This is a genomic window from Shinella sp. R2-11, from assembly GCF_055330205.1.
In genome coordinates this window covers 316168-333249 of sequence record NZ_JBVAPC010000003.1, presented here as the reverse complement: position 1 = coordinate 333249, position 17082 = coordinate 316168, and the positions used below count along the sequence as shown (strand labels likewise).

The window sequence follows — 17082 nt, the reverse complement described above, 5'->3', positions numbered from 1 at the left end:
GCCGCTTACTTCTGCAGTTCGGTCCAGATCTTCGTGTAGAGCTGCTGCGTTTCCGGCTCGCAGGTCGTGAGGAACTCGCCGGCCTTCTCGAATTCAGGCGGCACGACCAGTTCGGGCGCCGACTGCATTTCCGCCGGCAGGAATTTCTCCGAGCCCTTGATGCCGTTGGAATATTTGGCGAAGGCCGAGATCAGCGCCGCGTTCTCCGGCTCCATGATGAAGTTCATGAAGAGCTTGGCGTTCTCGGGGTTCTTCGCGTCCTTCAAGAGCGCGACGCTGTCCATGAAGTAGGGGAAGCCTTCCTTCGGATAGCCGAACTTGATGTCCGGGTTCTTCAGGCGCGAGCGCATGATGGCGCCGTTCCAGTAGTAGACCCCGGCATAGTCGCCGGCCGGCAGCTTCTCCGTCACGCTGTAGTCCATGGCGAGCCACTTGGCCTTCGCCTCGACCAGCTTGTCGCGGACCTTGCGCAGGACCTCCTTGTCCATGGTGCACCAGTCGCCGCCGAAATACTTGATCGTGGCGAAGAGCACGTCGTTCATTTCCGGCGCGACATTGAGCTTGCCGACCAGTTCTGGCGGCGGATCGAGGAAGATCGCCGAGGTGTTGATGTCGCCCTTGTAGACGGAGGTGTTGACGCCGATGCCCGTCAGGCCCCACTGCCACGGGACGGTGTAATGGCGGCCCGGATCCCACGGAACGTCGACCCAGCGCTCGTCGACATTCTTGAAGTTCTCCATCTGGTCCGGACGGGCTTCCTGCAGGAGGCCTTCCTTTACCCAGATCTGCACGTAGTTGGCCGAGGGCACGACGAGGTCGAAGCCGTGGCCGCCGGCGCGGACCTTGGCGAGCGCCGTGTCGTTGGAATCGTAGTCGGTGACCGTGACCTTCACGTCGTACTTGGCTTCGAACTTCTTGACGAGCTCCGGGTTGGTGTAGTCACCCCAGTTGTAGATGTTGAGCTCGCCGGCAGCCGAGGCGGCGTTTGCAAGGGCAAGCAGGCCGACCGCCGCCATCGCCGTCGTCGTCATCCATTTCTTTTTCATTTCCGTTCCTCTCTGTGGTTTGTCCGATGCCTATTGCTTTTTTCGGTTGATGAAGAAGAAGACCACGACCAGCGCCGTGGAGAGCGCAAGGAAGACCGTGGCGATCGCGTTGATCTCGGGCGAAGTCTCGCGCCGGAGCTGGCCGAGCATGTAGGTCGGCAACGTGTCCTGGCCACCGGACTTGACGAATTCGGTGATGACGACGTCGTCGAGCGAGATGACGAAGGCCAGCATGAAGCCCGCGATGATCGCCGGCCGCAGCAGCGGCAGGGTGACATAGCGGAACGTCTTCCACGGCGTCGCGTAGAGATCGGCCGCCGCCCGCTCCAGCGTCAGGTCCATGCTTTCGAGACGGGCGCGGATCGGCAGGTAGGCGAAGGGAATGCAGAAGGCGGTATGGGCCGCGATCAGGTAGCCGAGGCCGGAATACCCGGTCCAGACCTTGATGCGCGAGAAGACGATCAAGAGCGCGACCGCCGTGACGATCTCCGGCACCATGAGCGGCTGGTTGATGAGCGCATATTTGAAGGTGAGGCCGCGATAGGGCGCGGTCCGCGTCGTCGCGAGCGCGGCCATGGTCGCGGCGGCCGTCGCAAGGAGCGCCGCCCAGACGGCGATGACCATCGATCGGACGGCAGCGTCCTGCACGGCGGCGTTCTGCCATGCCGCCACGAACCAGCGCGTCGAGAACCCGTCCCAGCGGGAAAGCGACTCCGCCCCGTTGAAGGAGTAGATGACCAGCGCGGCGATCGGCAGGTAGAGCGCGAAGAAGGTGAAGAGGGTGATGAGCCCGAAGCCGGGCTGGGCGCGGACGTCGAAACGCGATCTAAGCATGACCGGCTCCTCCGCGCGAGGCGTTGCGGACATAGACGATGAGCGCGACCATCACGAGAGCCATCAGCGTGATGGACATCGCCGCGCCGAGCGGCCAGTTGCGGCCCGAGCCGAACTGCATCTCGATCAGGTTGCCCAGCATCATGTTCTTGCCGCCACCCAGCACGCGCGGAATGACGTATGCGCCGAGCGAGGGGATGAAGACGAGGATCGAGCCGGCGATGAGGCCGGGCTTGACCAGTGGGATGACGATCCGGCGGAGCACCTGGAAGCGCGTGGCGTAGAGATCGTAGCCGGCCTCGACCAGCCGGAAATCGAGCTTCTCGATCGAGGCATAGAGCGGCAGCACCATCAGCGGCAGGTAGACATAGGTCATGCCGAGGAGGTTGGCCGTGTCCGTGTACATGATCTGGAGAGGCTGCTTGATGATGCCGAGCCAGATGAGGGCGTTGTTCAAGAGGCCTTCGTTGCGGATGACCTGCTGCATCGCGAAGGTGCGGATCAGGAGGTTGGTCCAGAACGGGATGGTGACCAGGAAGACCCAGATCTCGCGGGTATGCGGCGGCCGCGTCGCGATGAAATAGGCCGTAGGGAAGCCGAGGATCAGCGTCAGGATGGTCGTGAAGAACGAGAGCTGCAGCGAGCGCCAGATGATGGAGAGATGCGCATCGGCAAGCCCGAGCGTGTCGTCGAAGATGTCGCGCTCGAAGAAGACCGAGGTCCAGCCGTCCAGCGAGAACTCGCCGAACCGGACGTCGCCATAGTCGCCCTTCGCCATGAAGGAATAGAACAGCATGACGAAGAGCGGCCCGACGGCGGCGACGAAGATGATGATGAGGGCCGGCGTGCTGAGCAGCCAGCGGGAGCGGATGTCCTTTTTCCTGGCCGCGATGGCGGCTTCCTGTGCGCCGTTCATCGTCAGTCCCTCAAGATCTGGGCGACGTCGTCGCTGAAGCCGATGCCGATCGGGTCGCCCTTGGTAAAGCCGCAATGGCCGCTGCGGGCATTCTGCTGGCGCACCATGAAGCTCTTGCCGTCGTCGAGGCGGACGTGAAGATGCGTATCCGTGCCGAGATAGACGATCTCGTGGACGATGCCGCGCAGGAGCGAGGCGGGCGAGGGCGTACCGGCCTGCGCGTGCTCCGGGCGGACGACGATGGTGACCTTGCCCGCCGGCGTCAGGGTGGCCGGGAAGGTGGCGGAGATTTCCGCGCCGGAGGAGAGGCGCACGCGCGCCTTGTTGTCGGCGACGGAGACGACGTCGGCCTCGAGGAAGTTCGTCTCGCCGATGAAATCGGCCACGAAGCGCTCGGCCGGGCGGTCGTAGATCTCCCAGGGCGAGCCGACCTGCCGCACCGTGCCCGTCGACATGACGGCGATGCGGTCGGACATGGTGAGGGCTTCCTCCTGATCGTGCGTGACGAAGACGAAGGTGATGCCCGTCTCCAGTTGCAGGCGCTTCAGTTCCATCTGCATGGACTTGCGCAGCTTGAGGTCGAGGGCCGAAAGCGGCTCGTCGAGGAGCAGCACCTTGGGCCTTGGCGCAAGGGCCCGGGCGAGGGCCACGCGCTGCTGCTGGCCGCCGGAAAGCTGCGTCACCGGATTGTCGCCGCGCCCTTCGAGATGCACGAGCTTCAGCATGTCGGCGACGATGCCGTCGATCTCCGCCTTCGGCTTGCCGAGCATCTTCAGGCCGAAGCCGATGTTCTCGGCGACGGTCAGGTGCGGGAAGAGGGCGTAGTTCTGGAAGACGGTGTTGACCGGGCGCTGGTTCGGCAGGAGCCGTGAAATGTCCGTGCCGTCGAGCAGAACCTGTCCCTCGGTGGGCAGCTCGAAGCCGGCGATCATCCGAAGGAGCGTGGTCTTGCCGCAGCCGGAAGGCCCCAGAAGGGTGAAGAACTCGTTCGGGCGGATATCCAGCGTCACGTCATTGACTGCCTGGAAGCTGCCGAACCACTTCTTGATGCCATGCATGCCGATGGCACCGCCATGGGCGGCGGTCGTTCGGGTTTCAGTCATCGGTTCCCCGTTTTTCGACCGGCGCCCGAGCTTCCTCTGCCCAAACCGCCGGCTGTTTCTGTCCGGCCGCTGATCACGGCTCTTATGTGATATGCTTGACTTGCTTATGATCACAACAAATCATAATTTGATCAAATCTGTAAAGGGCGATTTTGGGCTTTGCAGATTTATCCGCCCTGCGTGCAAAAGCCCGAAAATTCAGCCCTGAGACGATGACCGGCGGGAGAGCGGCATCGTGCGGAGGGAGGGTTTCAGCATGCTGGTTGCACGCGGCCGGGAAGTATCCGAATCCGCCAAGCAATGGGTCTACCGCGTCCTGCGGCGCGGCATCATGTCAGGCCAGTTCGAGCCCGGCGATCCTGTGACGATCAACGGCCTTGCGGAGACGCTGGGCGTCAGCGCCATGCCGGTGCGCGAAGCGCTCCACCGCCTCGTGGCGGACGGAGCGCTGGAATTGCTCGACAACCGCCGCGTCCGCGTCCCCGATCTCGACCGCCAGAGCTTCGAGGAAGTGCTGGAAGCCCGCCTCGCGCTGGAAACGCGGGCCGCCGAAAGGGCCATGCCCTTCGTCGACGAGGCGCGGCTTTCCCGCCTGCGGGCTTTGGACCGGCTTGCCGACGAGGCGCTGGCGGCCGCCGATTTCGGGCGGCTGGTGGAGGCCAATTTCGATTTTCACCGCTGTCTCTACGAGGCGCGGCCGGGCACCGTCATGCTGCCGCTCATCGAATCCCTCTGGCTGCGTCTCGGCCCCTTCATGCGCCGGGCCGGCGAGACCCTGTCGGAAACCTACCAGGTCGACCGGCATGCCGAGGCGCTCGCCGCCATCGTCAACCGCGACGCCGCCGCGCTGAAGGCCGCCATCGCCGCCGATATCCGCGACGGCGCAGGCCATCTCGGCCGGGGGCATTTCGAGCGGGTCGCCGCGCTGGGCAGAAGCGCTTAGGCCGGCAGCCATCCGCGCCCGGGGTGAATTGCAAAGAATTTTTATGGATTTTGCAGACTGGAGCAGTGTCTTCCTTACGCCCGGCGACGGTCACGCGCATCATTCCGGCAGATCCCGTCCCGCAAAGGAGGCCTGCCATGCCGTCGCTCGATCATCCCGTCGATACGCTCATCCTTCCCGGTCTCAACGGCTCGCCCGAGGGGCACTGGCAGCGCCACTGGGCGCGCGACAATCCGGAGAGCCGCGTCGTCGAGCAATATGACTGGGCGTGCCCGGATCGCGGGCGCTGGCTGGAGGAACTGGCCCGGCAGGTCGAGATGATCGGCCGGGACGTCTGGCTCGTCGGGCACAGCCTCGGCTGCGTGCTGGCGGCGCATTTCGCCGAAAGCCCGCTCGCCGCGCGCATCCGCGGCGCGCTGCTCGTCGCGCCCTGCGATCTCGACGCCACCGAGACGCTGCATCCCTGTATCGTCCGCTTCGGTGCGATGCCGCTCCGCCGCCTGCCGTTCCCGACGCTCGTCGTCGGCAGCCTCAACGATCCCTACATGCCGCTCGACCGGCTGCGCCGGACGGCGCGGGCCTGGGGCAGCGATCTCATCGATATCGGGGCGGCCGGTCATATCAATGTCGCGAGCGGCTTCGGCCGCTGGGCGGCGGGCCACGACTTCCTCGAACTGCTGAAGAAGCGGTCCGCCCTTGCTCCCGTCGGGGACGAGCGGCTTTTCACCCGCGCCGTTGCCGGCGCAGGATTTGCGCTGAACTGAGAGGGTTTTCTTCCGGGGCGGCGCTGCGGGCAGGGCCGTCCCGAAGGTGTCAGACCCTTGCGATGTGAACCGTGCGCGGCAGGGAAGACAGGACTTCCGGCCCGTCCTCGCGCAGGATCACGATGTCCTCCAGGCGGATGCCGAAGCGGCCGGGCAGGTAGATGCCAGGCTCGATGGAGAAGACCATGCCCTCCTCCAGCACCGTTTCGGAGGTCGCGGTGATGTAGGGCGGCTCGTGGCCGTCGATGCCCATGCCGTGGCCCGTGCGGTGCACGAAATACTCGCCATAGCCCGCATCGGCGATGACCCTGCGGGCCGCCGCATCCACCTCGCGCGCTAGGACGCCCGGGCGGGCGGCCTTCAGCGCGGCCTGCACGGCCTTCTCGACGATGGTGTGGATCTCGCCATAGCCTTCCGGCGGTATGCCGACGACGGCCATGCGGGTGATGTCGGAGGGGAAGCCCTGCTTGCGCCCGCCGATGTCGATCACCACCGCGTCGCCCTCCTGGATGACCCGGTCGCTTGCCGAATGGTGCGGGAAGGCGCCGTTGCCGCCCGCGCCGACGATCCAGAACTGCGGTTCGGCGCCTTCCGAGGAAAAGTGCGCGCGGATTTCGGCGGCAAGCGCCTTCTCGGTCATGCCCGGCCTGATCGCGGCGAAGGCCGCCTCCATGGCGCGGTCGGCGATGCCGGCATTCATCTTCAGCCTGGCATATTCGCTGCCGTCCTTGCGCATGCGAAGGCCGCCGAGCGTTGCCGGCGTGAAGTCGCGGCGCGTATCGGCGGGCAGGGCGTCGAGGAGCAGCAGGGCGAAGTCGGCGCGCATCGTCTCGTCGAGCGCGACGAGGCCGGGCGCTTCCGCGCCGATGGCCGAAAGGGCCGCGCGCAGGGCCGCGTCCGGGCCTTCCTCATCTGCCCAGTTGTGGAAGGCGATGTCGGTGAATTCGCGGGTGCCCTCGGCATTCAGCGCCGGCATCAGGAAGGCCTCTTTCTCCGGGCCGATGAGCAGCAGGCAGGGGCGCTCGTCGGGATGCGGATGGAAACCCAGCACCCAGTCCATGTGGGAGCCGGGCGCGATGGCGACGAGGCCGGTGCCGGTCTCGGCCATGCGCTGGCGCAGGGCCTTGAGGCGGGCGGCGGTCTGTTCGTTCATGGTCTTTTCCTCGTTCAGGTGGCGGGAATGACGATACGGCTGCCGAAGACCGGCCCGTCATCCGGAAAGGCATTAAAGGCGGTAAGCTCGGCTTCCGAAGGCGCCTCGCAGGAGCCCTTGCGGCTCGGCACCCAGCCGCATTGCCGCTTGAGAAGCGCGGCATACTCTGCCCGCTTCAGCGCCGCAATGGAGGGATCGATGACGGGAACGCCGAGTTCCTTCTCGATCTGCCTGTAGAAGCCGATTTCCATCGTGCAGCCGAGGATGAGCGCTTCCGCCCCGCCTTCTTCTACGGCCCTGCGGCCGGCGGCGAGAAGGCGGCGGTTGGTCTCGGCATGATCCTTCTGGAAATCGTCGACGCCGAGGCCGACATCGTAGAAGCCGGCAAGGCGCTCGGCATGGCCGTAGCCATGCACGGTGGACTGCATCTGGTGCACCCATTTGCGCCGGCCGACGATGATGCCGAAGCGGTTGGAAAGGCTGGCGGCGATCTCGCAGGAGGCGATGCAGGGCGCGGTGACGACCATCTCGCCGGAAATCTCGCGCGCATCGTGCAGCGCCGTATCGTAGAAGCAGCCGATGGCGAGCGCATCGAAACCTTCCAGCGCCGCTTGGCGCACTGCGCGCATGATGCCGCGCGTCACCAACGCCTCGTAGGTGCGGAACTCGATGTGGGAAAAGCCGTAGCGGGCTTTCGGCAGCGCCGCCACATGCACTTCCGTACCGGGCAGCTTGTGGTCCCTCGCCATGGCGGCGAAGATCGCGTCGACAGTATCGTTCTCGCCGACGGGGTTGAGATACATGATCCTGGGCGGTCGGGTATCCATGCGTTCCTCCTTCGTATGGCTCCGGTCCCCGGCCCGAAGGCCGGGGATCTTGCGATTTCAAAGGCTGACGCCGTAGACCTCGCGGGCGCGCTCGGCGGTGATGTAGCCGTTGCGGATATCCTCGCGCACCAGCGCCGGATCGCGCTCCCTCGGATCGCCGACCCCGCCGCCGGCGCCGGTGATGACACGGATGACGTCGTCCTTGTCGACCCGGATGCCCGAGGCGAAGGCGTAGCGCTCGGACGTGCCGTTCTTGCGCAGGACGAGCGCATAGTTGGCCGAGCCCTCGTTGCCGCCGTCGAGCGACCACGGGAGGATGCGCGAGCGGGTATAGCCGAGCGTCAGGAAGGAATCGTCGCGACGGATGCGGTAGTCGAGCCGGATGCCGTAGCCGCCGGTCCATTTGCCTTCGCCGCCCGGATCGGTGTTCAGCTCCATGCGGTCGACGAAGAGGCCGTTGCGCGCCTCGGATATTTCCGCCGGGCAATTGTAGGTCTCGCCATGCACGCCGGAGAAGATCGCCGAATTGCCGTCGCGGCCGTTCGAAGCGCCCCAGCCGCCGATCTGCGGCTCGATGATCGTGTATTGCCGACCCGTATCCGGGTGGATGCCGCCGATGAAGGTGCCGGCGATGGAGGAGAAGTGTCCGGCGGGCAGCTTTTCCGGCATGTGCGGGGCAAGGCAGCGCCAGACGAGGTCGTATCCGCGGATGCCGATCTCGTAATAGAAGCCGACGGCTGCCGGTTCCTTCGCATGGAAGCACGAGCCTTCGCGCGTCAAAACCTTGAGCGGGCGGAAGGAGCCTTCGTTGGCCGGCGAGGTCGGGTCGGTCAGCGCCTTGAAGATGACCTGCATGCTGACGAGCGTGTCGTCATGGCCGGCATTGGAGGGGCCGCTGTCCTGATCCGGGTTGTCGCGCAGGTCGACGACGAATTCCGTGTCTGATATCGTCACCTTGACGTTGAACATGCGCCCGTCGTCCTGCTCCTCCGTCAGTTCGAAGGTGCCGTGCGGGAGCTTGGCGAGTTCGGCGAGCGCGATCTTCTCGCCGTGGTCCATGAAGCTCGCCATGGCCGCCTCGAAGGTGGCGACGGTGTATTTTTCCGCAAGCTCGGCAAGGCGCTTGGCGCCGATGCGGACGGAGGCGATGGCGGCCCAGAGGTCGCCTTCGAGGAAGTCGGGCATGCGCGAATTGACGGTGATGATGTCGAAGATGCCGGGGATAGCCTCGCCCTTCGAGATCATCTTGATGGCGGGAAGGCGAAGGCCTTCCTGGAATATCTCCGTCGCATCGGCCGAGAGCGAGCCCGGCGACTTGCCGCCGACGTCCGAGTTATGGGCGATGTTGGCCGTCCAGGCGATCAGCCGGTCGCCGGAAAAGACCGGCATGCAGACGACGAGGTCGTTCAGATGCGTGACGCCGCCGTAATAGGGGTCGTTGGTGATGAAGACGTCGCCGGGCTGGATATCGCCGGGCTTCGCGAACTTCTTCAGCAGCACCTTCACCGACTTGTCGAGCACGCCGATGAAGCCGGGAATGCCCGCGCCTGACGAGGCGAGGCGGCCTGCCGCGTCGGTGATGCCCGTGCCCATGTCGAGCACTTCGTAGATGATGGAACTCATCGCCGTCTTGCGCATGGCCGCGAACATCTCGTCGGCGGTCGCCTGCAGCGAGTTCTGGATGATCTCGAGCGTGATCGGATCGTGGGAAGCTGTCGTCATGTCCCGCACTCCTCAGGCTTTCAGGTGGATGTGGATATTGCCGAAACCGTCGATCTCGACGCGGTTGCCGGGGTGGATGACGATCGTCGTGCCCGGATCCTCGATGATCGCGGGGCCGGTGAAGGCCATGCCGGGCTCCAGCTTCTCGCCGTCGTAGATCGCGGCCGGATGCACGCCTTCCAGCGCGTAGTCGACCTTGCGCTCGCCCTTCCGCGCGGCGGAAGCCGGCGTCGCGGAAAGCGGCTTTTCCTGCATCTTCAGCTTGCCGACCTCGGCGGAGGCGACGAGATGGATGCCGACCAGCTCGACGGGGGCGTCGAGGCGGTAGGTGTATTCCCGCTCGTAGGTCTCGTGGAAGGCGGCCTCGATGGCGGCAAGGCTTGCATCGGTGATCGCGCCCTCGATGAGGACTTCGGTCGTGTGCTCCTGGTTCTGGTAGCGGAACTTGCCGTAGCGCAGGAAGCGGACCTTCGCCTCGTCGACGCCTTCCTCGCCGAACTGCCGGTGGGCCAGCGCCTCGGTCTCGGCGAAGAGCGCCTCGATGGCCTTGGCCGCACCGGCCTTGAGGTCCGCGAGCCTGGTGACGAAATAGTCGCGGCGCAGGTCCGACATCATCATGCCCCAGGCGGAGAACACCGAGGCGCCCGCCGGGATGACGACCTTCTTTACGCCCAACTCCGTGCCGAGCGCCACCGCATGCATCGCGCCGCCGCCGCCGAAGGCGACCAGCGTGAAGTCGCGCGGGTCGAAGCCGCGGTTGAGCGAGACGAGCTTCAGCGCGTTGACCATGTTGTTGTTGGCGATGCGCACGATGCCGCGCGCCACGTCATCGGCCGAAACGCCGAGTTTTTCGCCGACATCCGACAGCGCCTTTTCCGTCGCCGCCATGTCCGCGATAACAGAGCCGCCGCAGAAGTAGTCGCGGTTGATGCGGCCGAGCCAGAGGTTGGCGTCGGTGGTGGTGGCATGGGTGCCGCCGCGCCCATAGGCGGCGGGGCCGGGCATGGCGCCGGCCGATTTCGGGCCGACATGCAGCTTGCCGAAATCGTCGACCCAGGCGATGGAGCCGCCGCCATTGCCGATCTCGACGAGATCGACCACCGGCACCATGATCGGATAGCCGGCGGAGGTGCGGTCGCGCTCGATCCAGTAGTCCGTCATGATGCGGACCTGGCCGTTCTCGATCAGCGAGCACTTCGCCGTCGTGCCGCCGATGTCGAGCGCCAGCACGTTCGGCTCGCCGATCAGCTTGCCGAGCTCGGCCGCGCCCCAGAAGCCGGAGGCCGGGCCGGATTCGACCATGGTGATCGGGATTTTCTTCACCGATTCAAGCGAATCCACGCCGCAGTTCGACTGCATCACGAAGAGGTTTCCGTCGAAGCCCTTGCTCGCGAGGCCGTCGTTGAGGCGAGAGAGATAACGCTCGGCCGTCGGCTGCACATAGGCGGACATGACGGTCGTGTTGGTGCGCTCGTATTCGCGCCATTCGCGGGTGATCTGGTGCGAGGCGACGGTGGCGATCTCCGGCCAGAGGCGCGCGATTTCGCCGATCGTCGCCTGCTCGTGGCTCGGATTGGCATAGGAATGCAGGAAGCAGACGGCGATGGCCTCGACGCCGTCGGCGCGGAAGTCGTCGAGGATCGCCGGCAGGCCCGAAAGATCGAGCGGCTTCATCTCCGTGCCGTGATAGTCGAAACGGCCCGGCAGTTCGCGGCGCAGATAGCGCGGGACGAAGGGTTCCGGCTTCTCATAGTGAAGGTTGAAGAAGTCCGGCCGGTTGCCGCGGGCGATCTCCAGCGAATCCCGGAAACCTTCCGTCGTGATGAGGCCGACCTTGACGCCCTTGCGCTCGGTCAGCGCATTGATGACGACGGTGGTGCCGTGGGCGAGGAAGTCGACGGTCTTCGGATCGACGCCGCCCTTGTCGAGCACATTTAATACGCCCTGTTCGAAATTCGGCGGGGTCGTGTCGGACTTGGCCGTCGTGATGCGGGACTCGCCCATCGCGTGGTCCGTCTCGAAGCAGACGAGATCGGTGAACGTGCCGCCGACATCGGTTGCGACACGAATGGTCTTCTGGCTCATCGGTTTTCCTCCCTCTTCTGCCGGGCGTGCAGCAGCATGCAGACGGCGCCGGGCAGTTTCAGTGCGTCGGCGGCGCGGATGCGGTCCTCGGTGTAATAGTCGCGGTCATGCAGGCAGTTCAGCGTGCCGATTACCTCGCCGTCGACGATGATCGGCACGTTAATGACCGACTGGCAGCCGAGCGAGAGGATCAGCTCGTGGTCGTCGAAGACCTTGGCTATCTCCTCGATCGTGTTGGCGACGAAGGTCTCCTTGCGGTTCAGCGTGATCTCCGACCATTCGGTCTCGTTGTAGGGCTTGGTGCCGGAGACCGGGTAGACGTCCGGCATGCTGGAATAGATGCGCTCGGAAAGCTTGTCGGTCGTGTCGGACGTCATGATGGTGAAGAGCTTGACGCCGACGACGTCCCGCACCAGCTGCTCCAGCGCCGCATAGGCCTTGTCCGGCTGGCGGCCCGCTGCGGCGACGGCTTCGACGAAGGCGGTGTAGTCAGGCATTTCCATTCTCTTGCTCCATGATGTGATCCCGGAGCGCCGCTTCTTCAGAGCTGACGACGGGAACGGCGCCGATGAGCCGGCGCGTGTAGGGATTTTCGGGTCGGGTGAAGATCGCGTCGGTCGTGGCAAGCTCTACGAGCCGGCCCTTCTCGAAGACGGCGACGCGGTCTGCGATGTTGCGCACGACCGAAAGGTCGTGGGTGATGAAGACATAGGTCAGCCCGCGGCTTTCCTTCAGCGCCTTCAGGAGCTTCAGCACGCGCGCCTGCACGAGCACGTCGAGCGCGGAGGTCGGCTCGTCCAGCACGACGAGTTCCGACTGGCAGGCGAGCGCCCGAGCGATGGCGACGCGCTGGCGCTGGCCGCCGGACAGGGCGGACGGCGCGCGGCTGCGGAATTCGGCGGGAAGGCCGACCTCCTCCAGCAACTCGCCGGTGCGGGCAGTGCGGCCCGCCTTGTCGCCGATATCATGCACGTCGAGCGCGAGGCGTAGCGACGCGCCAATCGAGCGGCGCGGGTTCAGCGAGGAGAGCGGGTTCTGCTGCACGAGCTGGATCGCGCGGCGGTGCTCCTGCGTGCGTTTCGCCGGCAGCGCCTCGCCCTTGAAGGTGAGGCTGCCGGATGTCGCGCCGTAGATGCCGAGGATGATGTTGGCGATGGTCGACTTGCCGGAGCCGGATTCCCCGACGATGGCAAGGCATTCGCCCTTCTCGACATTAAAGGAAACGCCGTCGAGCGCCTTCACCGTGCGGTCATTGACCTCGAAATGCTTGGAGACGTCGGAAACGGAAAGAAGCTTGCTCATTTGAGGAGTTCCTTCTCGCTGAAGCCTTCATGGGCGACGAGAGGCGCGAGGAATTGCGCCGGATCGTCGTCGAGGTCGGGAATGCCGCCGCCGGTGATGCGCGGCACCGCGGACAGCAGGGCGCGCGTATAGGGGTGGCGCGGATCGTCGAAAAGCGCGGCGGTCGGGCCCTGCTCGACGATGTTGCCCTTGTAGATGACATAGACCCGGTCGGCGAATTCGCGCACCACGCCGAGATTGTGCGAGATGAAGAGCACCGAGGTCCGGTGCTTCTCGACGAGCTCGGACATCAGCCGCAGCGTCTGCGCCTGCACCGTCACGTCGAGCGCCGTTCCGGGTTCGTCGGCCAGCAGCAGGGCCGGGTTGTTGGCAAGCGCCATGGCGATCATCACGCGCTGGTTCATGCCGCCCGAAAGCTGGAAGGCATAGGATTCCAGCACGCGCTCCGGCTCGTTGATGGCGACGTCGGCAAGGGCAGCGATGGCCTTGCGGCGGGCGCTCTCCTCGTCGATGCCGGGTTCGGCGCGTTGCAGCACCTCGCGGAACAGCGTGAAGATCGGATAGACCGGGTTCAGCGACGAGGTCGGATCCTGGAAGATCATCGACATGGCCGTGCCGCGCAGGGCATGGCGCGAGGCGGGTTTGAGCGTTTCGAGGTTGATGCCCTCGAATTCCACCGTGCCGGAGATGCGGGCCGTCTTCAGGGACTGGAGCATGCCGAGCACGATGCGCGCCGTCACCGACTTGCCGGAGCCGGACTCGCCGACCAGCGCGACGCGCTCGCCCTTTTTGATGTGCAGGGAGATGCCGTGCAGCACCTCCACCGTGCCGGACCAGGTCTTGAAGCCGAGGCGGAGGTCGTCGATCCTGAGTGTCGGGGCCGTCATTGATCCACTCCGAGGATTTCGCGCAGCGCGTCGCCGATCAGGTTGAAGCCGAAGACGGCGATGAGGATGGCAAGGCCGGGGAACACGGTGAGCCACCAGCTGTCCGGCAGGTACTTCGCGCCTTCCGCCACCATGGAGCCGAGGTCCGGGGTGGGCGGCTGCACGCCGAGGCCGAGGAAGGAGAGCGAGGAGGCGATGAGGATGACGAAGCCGAAGTCGAGCGTCATCTTGGTGATGATCGAGGGCACGCAGTTCGGCAGGATCTCGCGGAACATGATGTGCAGCTTGGAAGCGCCGATGACTTCGGCTGCCAGCACATAGCCCTCTTCCTTCTCGGAGCGGGCGATGTTGTAGACGAGGCGCGTGTACCAGGGCCACCACATGACGGTCACCGCGATCATGCCGTTGGTGAGCGTCGGCTCCAGCAGGCCCATGATCGACATGGCGAGCACCAGCGGCGGGATCGACAGGAAGACGTCGGTGAGCCGCATCAGCAGGTATTCCGTCCAGCCGCCGAGATAGCCGGCGGCAAGGCCGATGGCGACGCCGACCGGCACGGCGATGACGAGCACGACGATGCCGAGGATCAGCGAGATCCGGTAGGCATAGACGACACGGGTGAAGAGGTCGCGGCCGACGAGGTCCGTGCCGAAGATGTTCGGCCAGTGCGGCGGCTGGTTGAAATTGGCGAAGTCGACGACCGCGCCGACATGCTCGGGGAAGGGCGTAATGAAATCGGCGAAGACGGCCGAGAACACGACGATTCCGACGAGGACGAGGCCGATCAGCGACAGCGGATTGCCGGTGAGGATGACGAGGGTCTTCTTCATGATGCCCTCTGCGAAAGCCGGATGCGCGGATTGATGATGGAGACCAGCAGGTCCACGACGATGTTGACGATGAGGAACATGGCCGAGATGATCAGCACGGTTCCCACGATGGCGTTGAGGTCCTTGCGCAGGATCACGGCGACGCCGTAGCGTGACAGGCCCGGCCAGGCATAGACGGCCTCCACCAGGAAGGCGCTGCCGAGCATGGCCGCGAAATCGAGGCCAATGATGGTGAGCGAGGGGATCAGCGACGGCCGGAAGGCGTAGCGCCGGGCGATGCGCTTTTCCGGGAAGCCATAGGCCTCCGCCATCTCGATATAGGGCCGCTCGTAGGTCTCCACCATGTTGGAGCGCACGAGGCGGGCGGCCTGCCCGATGCCGGACAGGGCGAGCGCGAAGGCCGGCAGGATGAGGTGCCAGACGGCATCGGCGAAGGCCTTGAGGTTGCCGGCAAGCAGCGTGTCGACCAGCATGAAGCCGGTGACGTTCTGCACCGTGAGGCTGTCGGAGAGACGGCCGGCGATGGGGAAGAGCTTGATGAAATAGGCAAAGACCAGCATCAGCACCACGGCCCAGACGAAGGCGGGCGCGGAGACGCCGAGCATCGTCACCAGCCGGATCGTGTGATCCACCCAGCTTCCGCGATAGCGCGCCGAGAGGATGCCGAGCGGCAGGCCGATGGCGATCATCATCAGGCCGGAGACGACGACCAGCTCCAGCGTCGCGGGCAGGAACTGCGCGATGTCGGTCATGACCGGGCGGTTCGTATAGAGCGAGACGCCGAGGTCGCCGCGGGCAAGATCGGCGAGGAAATGGCCGTATTGCGCGAGGAAGGACGCATCGAGATGCAGCTTGTCGCGAAGCGCGGCGACGGCTTCCGGCGTCGCATTCGGCCCGAGCGCGATACGCGCCGGATCGCCGGGAATGACCCGGGCGATGGCGAAGATCAGCAGCGATACCCCGATCAGCACGATCAAGGAGGTACCGAGCCGCTTCGCGAGGAGGCGGATGAACGGTGACATGGCTGTAACCCTGTGGACGGTTCCGGGCCGCTGTCGCGCGGCCCGGTCGGCGTCGTCGGTTATTGTTTCATTTCCATCAGGCGGAAGGTGAAGCCGAAGCCGGCAAGGGCGAAGGCCTTGGACGGATCGGAGAGCGCCGGGACGGAAACCTTGTCCGAGGCCGCGAAGACCGCCGTCTGGTCCTGCGCGAAGATCGACGGGGCGATGGCGACGAGCCGTTTGTTGACCTCTTCGTACACCTTGGCGCGTTCCGCCTCGTCCAGCGTCGTGCGGCCCTTTTCGAGCAATGCGTCGACTTCGGCATCCTTCAGGTGCTCGGGCGACATCCAGGTGCCGGCCGCGCTCGAATGATACATCGTGTAGAGCAGCGAATCCGGGTCGCCCGACATGGTGTTGACGAAGATCTGGCTGATGTTCGGCGTGTTCTCGGGCTTGGCGACCTGCTCGGTGAAAAGCGCCCAGGGCAGCTTCTTCACCTCGGCCTTGAGGCCGATCTCCGCGAAGTTCGCCTGCATCAGGAGGGCGAAGCGCTCTTCGAGCGGCACTTCGCCGATCCAGGTGAGGTCGACCTTCATCTCTTCCGGCTTGTACTTGCACTTGGCGAGGTGTTCCTTCGCCTTCTCGAGGTCGCGCTTCATCGGCTCGCCGGAGAGCGCGCCGAGCATGCCGACCGGCAGCGCACCCGTCGCCGGGCTGCCCTGCGAGACCTGATCGGTGACGGCGACCATGCGCACGCCGGATTCGTAGTCGAAGGCATAGGAGACCGCGAGGCGGCATTCCACGTCGTCGAAGGGCGGCCTGACCGTGTTCAGCTTGATGTAGAACTCGGTCGTGCCCTTTTCGGTCAGAAGCTGCGCGCCGTCGGCGGCGAGCGACTTCAGCACTTCCGGCGGCAGCCACTGGGAGGAAATCTCGTGCTCGCCCTGCGCGATCAGCGTGCGGACGGTCGCGGCTTCAAGGCCGTAGCGCAGGCGCACGGTGTCGGGCGCGGCGGCCGGAACCTTCAGGAAGAAGTCCGGGTTCTTCGCCATGACGGTTTCTTCCTGCGGATTGTGCGAGACGATCCTGTAGGCGCCCGAGCCGGCGGCATGGGTGGAGAGATAGGCCTGTCCCCAGTCCTTCATTTCGCCGTCACCCTCGCCGAGATTCTGCAGGACGAGCGCCTTGTCGACGATGGGCAGGCGGGTGAGGGCGGAGATGAAGGGGGCGTAGACTTCCTTCAGGTTGAACTTCACGGTCGCGGGATCGACCGCTTCGGCCTTCTCGACATTCTCGAACAGGTAGGAAAGACCCTGGCCGAGCGCCTTCATGCGCTCGAAGGAGAAGACGACGTCATCGGCCGTCAGCGGGTTGCCGCTCTGGAACGTCACGTCGGTGCGCAGCTTGAACGTATAGGTCTTGCCGTCCGTCGTTTCGAAGGCGGTCGCAAGGAACGGGTCGTAGCCCGGCTCGCCCTGCTTCGGAATGACCAGCGTGTCGTAGACGTTGTACATCAGGATGCTGTCGGCATAGTCCGACGCCTTGGCCGGATCGAGCTCGCCGACCGGCGATTCATCGAGGCGGAGGACGGTTTCGGCATTCGCATGGGCGCAGAAGGCCGTTGCGGCGAGCAGGGCTGCCGCGATTGTCTTCAGTACGGATGTCATGG

The 17082-nt window shown here is 65.2% G+C and carries 16 protein-coding genes; 2 read left to right on the top strand and 14 right to left on the bottom strand.

The window, feature by feature from the left end:
• Positions 1-5 precede the first annotated feature (5 nt).
• The 4 genes from ACZ1A1_RS09975 to ACZ1A1_RS09960 are packed head-to-tail and all read right to left on the bottom strand — an operon-like array spanning position 6 to position 3899.
• The gene (locus ACZ1A1_RS09975) at positions 6-1046 is read right to left on the bottom strand and encodes an ABC transporter substrate-binding protein (protein ID WP_463619785.1); all 1041 of its coding nucleotides are present in this window, start codon (positions 1044-1046) and stop codon (positions 6-8) included.
• Between the two features lie 30 nt (positions 1047-1076).
• On the bottom strand, positions 1077-1880 hold the full coding sequence (locus tag ACZ1A1_RS09970) for an ABC transporter permease (protein ID WP_313195475.1): 804 nt from the start codon (positions 1878-1880) through the stop codon (positions 1077-1079).
• The gene (locus ACZ1A1_RS09965) at positions 1873-2796 is read right to left on the bottom strand and encodes an ABC transporter permease (RefSeq protein ID WP_463619784.1); all 924 of its coding nucleotides are present in this window, start codon (positions 2794-2796) and stop codon (positions 1873-1875) included. Before ACZ1A1_RS09965 ends, ACZ1A1_RS09970 begins: the two co-directional genes overlap by 8 nt.
• Positions 2797-2798: 2 nt before the next feature.
• Positions 2799-3899, bottom strand: coding sequence for an ABC transporter ATP-binding protein (locus ACZ1A1_RS09960; protein ID WP_463619782.1), 1101 nt, complete (start codon positions 3897-3899; stop codon positions 2799-2801).
• Positions 3900-4155: 256 nt separating this feature from the next.
• On the opposite strand from ACZ1A1_RS09960, the gene ACZ1A1_RS09955 reads away from it, so the two are divergent.
• Both ACZ1A1_RS09955 and ACZ1A1_RS09950 read left to right on the top strand, forming a co-directional pair.
• The gene (locus ACZ1A1_RS09955; RefSeq protein ID WP_415213713.1) at positions 4156-4842 is read left to right on the top strand and encodes a GntR family transcriptional regulator; all 687 of its coding nucleotides are present in this window, start codon (positions 4156-4158) and stop codon (positions 4840-4842) included.
• Positions 4843-4979: 137 nt separating this feature from the next.
• Entirely contained in the window at positions 4980-5606 is a 627-nt protein-coding gene (locus ACZ1A1_RS09950) for an RBBP9/YdeN family alpha/beta hydrolase (protein ID WP_463619781.1), read from the top strand.
• A gap of 49 nt (positions 5607-5655) precedes the next feature.
• Here the strand turns inward: ACZ1A1_RS09950 and ACZ1A1_RS09945 are convergent, their stop codons facing one another.
• The 10 genes from ACZ1A1_RS09945 to ACZ1A1_RS09900 are packed head-to-tail and all read right to left on the bottom strand — an operon-like array spanning position 5656 to position 17080.
• A complete protein-coding gene (locus ACZ1A1_RS09945) occupies positions 5656-6759 on the bottom strand; it encodes a M24 family metallopeptidase (RefSeq protein WP_463619780.1) in 1104 nt (367 codons plus the stop codon).
• Positions 6760-6773: 14 nt separating this feature from the next.
• A complete protein-coding gene (locus tag ACZ1A1_RS09940; protein ID WP_463619779.1) occupies positions 6774-7586 on the bottom strand; it encodes an aspartate/glutamate racemase family protein in 813 nt (270 codons plus the stop codon).
• 57 nt (positions 7587-7643) lie between these two features.
• Positions 7644-9308, bottom strand: a complete 1665-nt coding sequence (locus ACZ1A1_RS09935; protein WP_463619778.1) for a hydantoinase B/oxoprolinase family protein — start codon at positions 9306-9308, stop codon at positions 7644-7646.
• Between the two features lie 12 nt (positions 9309-9320).
• A complete protein-coding gene (locus tag ACZ1A1_RS09930; protein ID WP_463619777.1) occupies positions 9321-11393 on the bottom strand; it encodes a hydantoinase/oxoprolinase family protein in 2073 nt (690 codons plus the stop codon).
• The gene (locus tag ACZ1A1_RS09925) at positions 11390-11890 is read right to left on the bottom strand and encodes a GAF domain-containing protein (protein WP_463619776.1); all 501 of its coding nucleotides are present in this window, start codon (positions 11888-11890) and stop codon (positions 11390-11392) included. The genes ACZ1A1_RS09930 and ACZ1A1_RS09925 overlap by 4 nt, the downstream gene beginning before the upstream one ends.
• Positions 11883-12695, bottom strand: coding sequence for an ATP-binding cassette domain-containing protein (locus ACZ1A1_RS09920; RefSeq protein ID WP_463619775.1), 813 nt, complete (start codon positions 12693-12695; stop codon positions 11883-11885). Before ACZ1A1_RS09920 ends, ACZ1A1_RS09925 begins: the two co-directional genes overlap by 8 nt.
• The gene (locus ACZ1A1_RS09915; protein WP_463619774.1) at positions 12692-13582 is read right to left on the bottom strand and encodes an ABC transporter ATP-binding protein; all 891 of its coding nucleotides are present in this window, start codon (positions 13580-13582) and stop codon (positions 12692-12694) included. Before ACZ1A1_RS09915 ends, ACZ1A1_RS09920 begins: the two co-directional genes overlap by 4 nt.
• Entirely contained in the window at positions 13579-14412 is an 834-nt protein-coding gene (locus tag ACZ1A1_RS09910; protein ID WP_463619773.1) for an ABC transporter permease, read from the bottom strand. Before ACZ1A1_RS09910 ends, ACZ1A1_RS09915 begins: the two co-directional genes overlap by 4 nt.
• A complete protein-coding gene (locus tag ACZ1A1_RS09905; protein ID WP_463619771.1) occupies positions 14409-15434 on the bottom strand; it encodes an ABC transporter permease in 1026 nt (341 codons plus the stop codon). Before ACZ1A1_RS09905 ends, ACZ1A1_RS09910 begins: the two co-directional genes overlap by 4 nt.
• 59 nt (positions 15435-15493) lie before the next feature.
• Positions 15494-17080: an ABC transporter substrate-binding protein gene (locus ACZ1A1_RS09900; protein ID WP_463619770.1), complete on the bottom strand. Its 1587-nt coding sequence runs from the start codon at positions 17078-17080 to the stop codon at positions 15494-15496.
• Positions 17081-17082: the final 2 nt, after the last annotated feature.

Coding starts and splice junctions, on each gene's coding strand:
- ACZ1A1_RS09975 (WP_463619785.1), bottom strand. CDS start 1,046: ATGAAAAAGAAATGGATGACGACGACGGCGATGGCGGCGGTCGGCCTG.
- ACZ1A1_RS09970 (WP_313195475.1), bottom strand. CDS start 1,880: ATGCTTAGATCGCGTTTCGACGTCCGCGCCCAGCCCGGCTTCGGGCTC.
- ACZ1A1_RS09965 (WP_463619784.1), bottom strand. CDS start 2,796: ATGAACGGCGCACAGGAAGCCGCCATCGCGGCCAGGAAAAAGGACATC.
- ACZ1A1_RS09960 (WP_463619782.1), bottom strand. CDS start 3,899: ATGACTGAAACCCGAACGACCGCCGCCCATGGCGGTGCCATCGGCATG.
- ACZ1A1_RS09955 (WP_415213713.1), top strand. CDS start 4,156: ATGCTGGTTGCACGCGGCCGGGAAGTATCCGAATCCGCCAAGCAATGG.
- ACZ1A1_RS09950 (WP_463619781.1), top strand. CDS start 4,980: ATGCCGTCGCTCGATCATCCCGTCGATACGCTCATCCTTCCCGGTCTC.
- ACZ1A1_RS09945 (WP_463619780.1), bottom strand. CDS start 6,759: ATGAACGAACAGACCGCCGCCCGCCTCAAGGCCCTGCGCCAGCGCATG.
- ACZ1A1_RS09940 (WP_463619779.1), bottom strand. CDS start 7,586: ATGGATACCCGACCGCCCAGGATCATGTATCTCAACCCCGTCGGCGAG.
- ACZ1A1_RS09935 (WP_463619778.1), bottom strand. CDS start 9,308: ATGACGACAGCTTCCCACGATCCGATCACGCTCGAGATCATCCAGAAC.
- ACZ1A1_RS09930 (WP_463619777.1), bottom strand. CDS start 11,393: ATGAGCCAGAAGACCATTCGTGTCGCAACCGATGTCGGCGGCACGTTC.
- ACZ1A1_RS09925 (WP_463619776.1), bottom strand. CDS start 11,890: ATGCCTGACTACACCGCCTTCGTCGAAGCCGTCGCCGCAGCGGGCCGC.
- ACZ1A1_RS09920 (WP_463619775.1), bottom strand. CDS start 12,695: ATGAGCAAGCTTCTTTCCGTTTCCGACGTCTCCAAGCATTTCGAGGTC.
- ACZ1A1_RS09915 (WP_463619774.1), bottom strand. CDS start 13,582: ATGACGGCCCCGACACTCAGGATCGACGACCTCCGCCTCGGCTTCAAG.
- ACZ1A1_RS09910 (WP_463619773.1), bottom strand. CDS start 14,412: ATGAAGAAGACCCTCGTCATCCTCACCGGCAATCCGCTGTCGCTGATC.
- ACZ1A1_RS09905 (WP_463619771.1), bottom strand. CDS start 15,434: ATGTCACCGTTCATCCGCCTCCTCGCGAAGCGGCTCGGTACCTCCTTG.
- ACZ1A1_RS09900 (WP_463619770.1), bottom strand. CDS start 17,080: ATGACATCCGTACTGAAGACAATCGCGGCAGCCCTGCTCGCCGCAACG.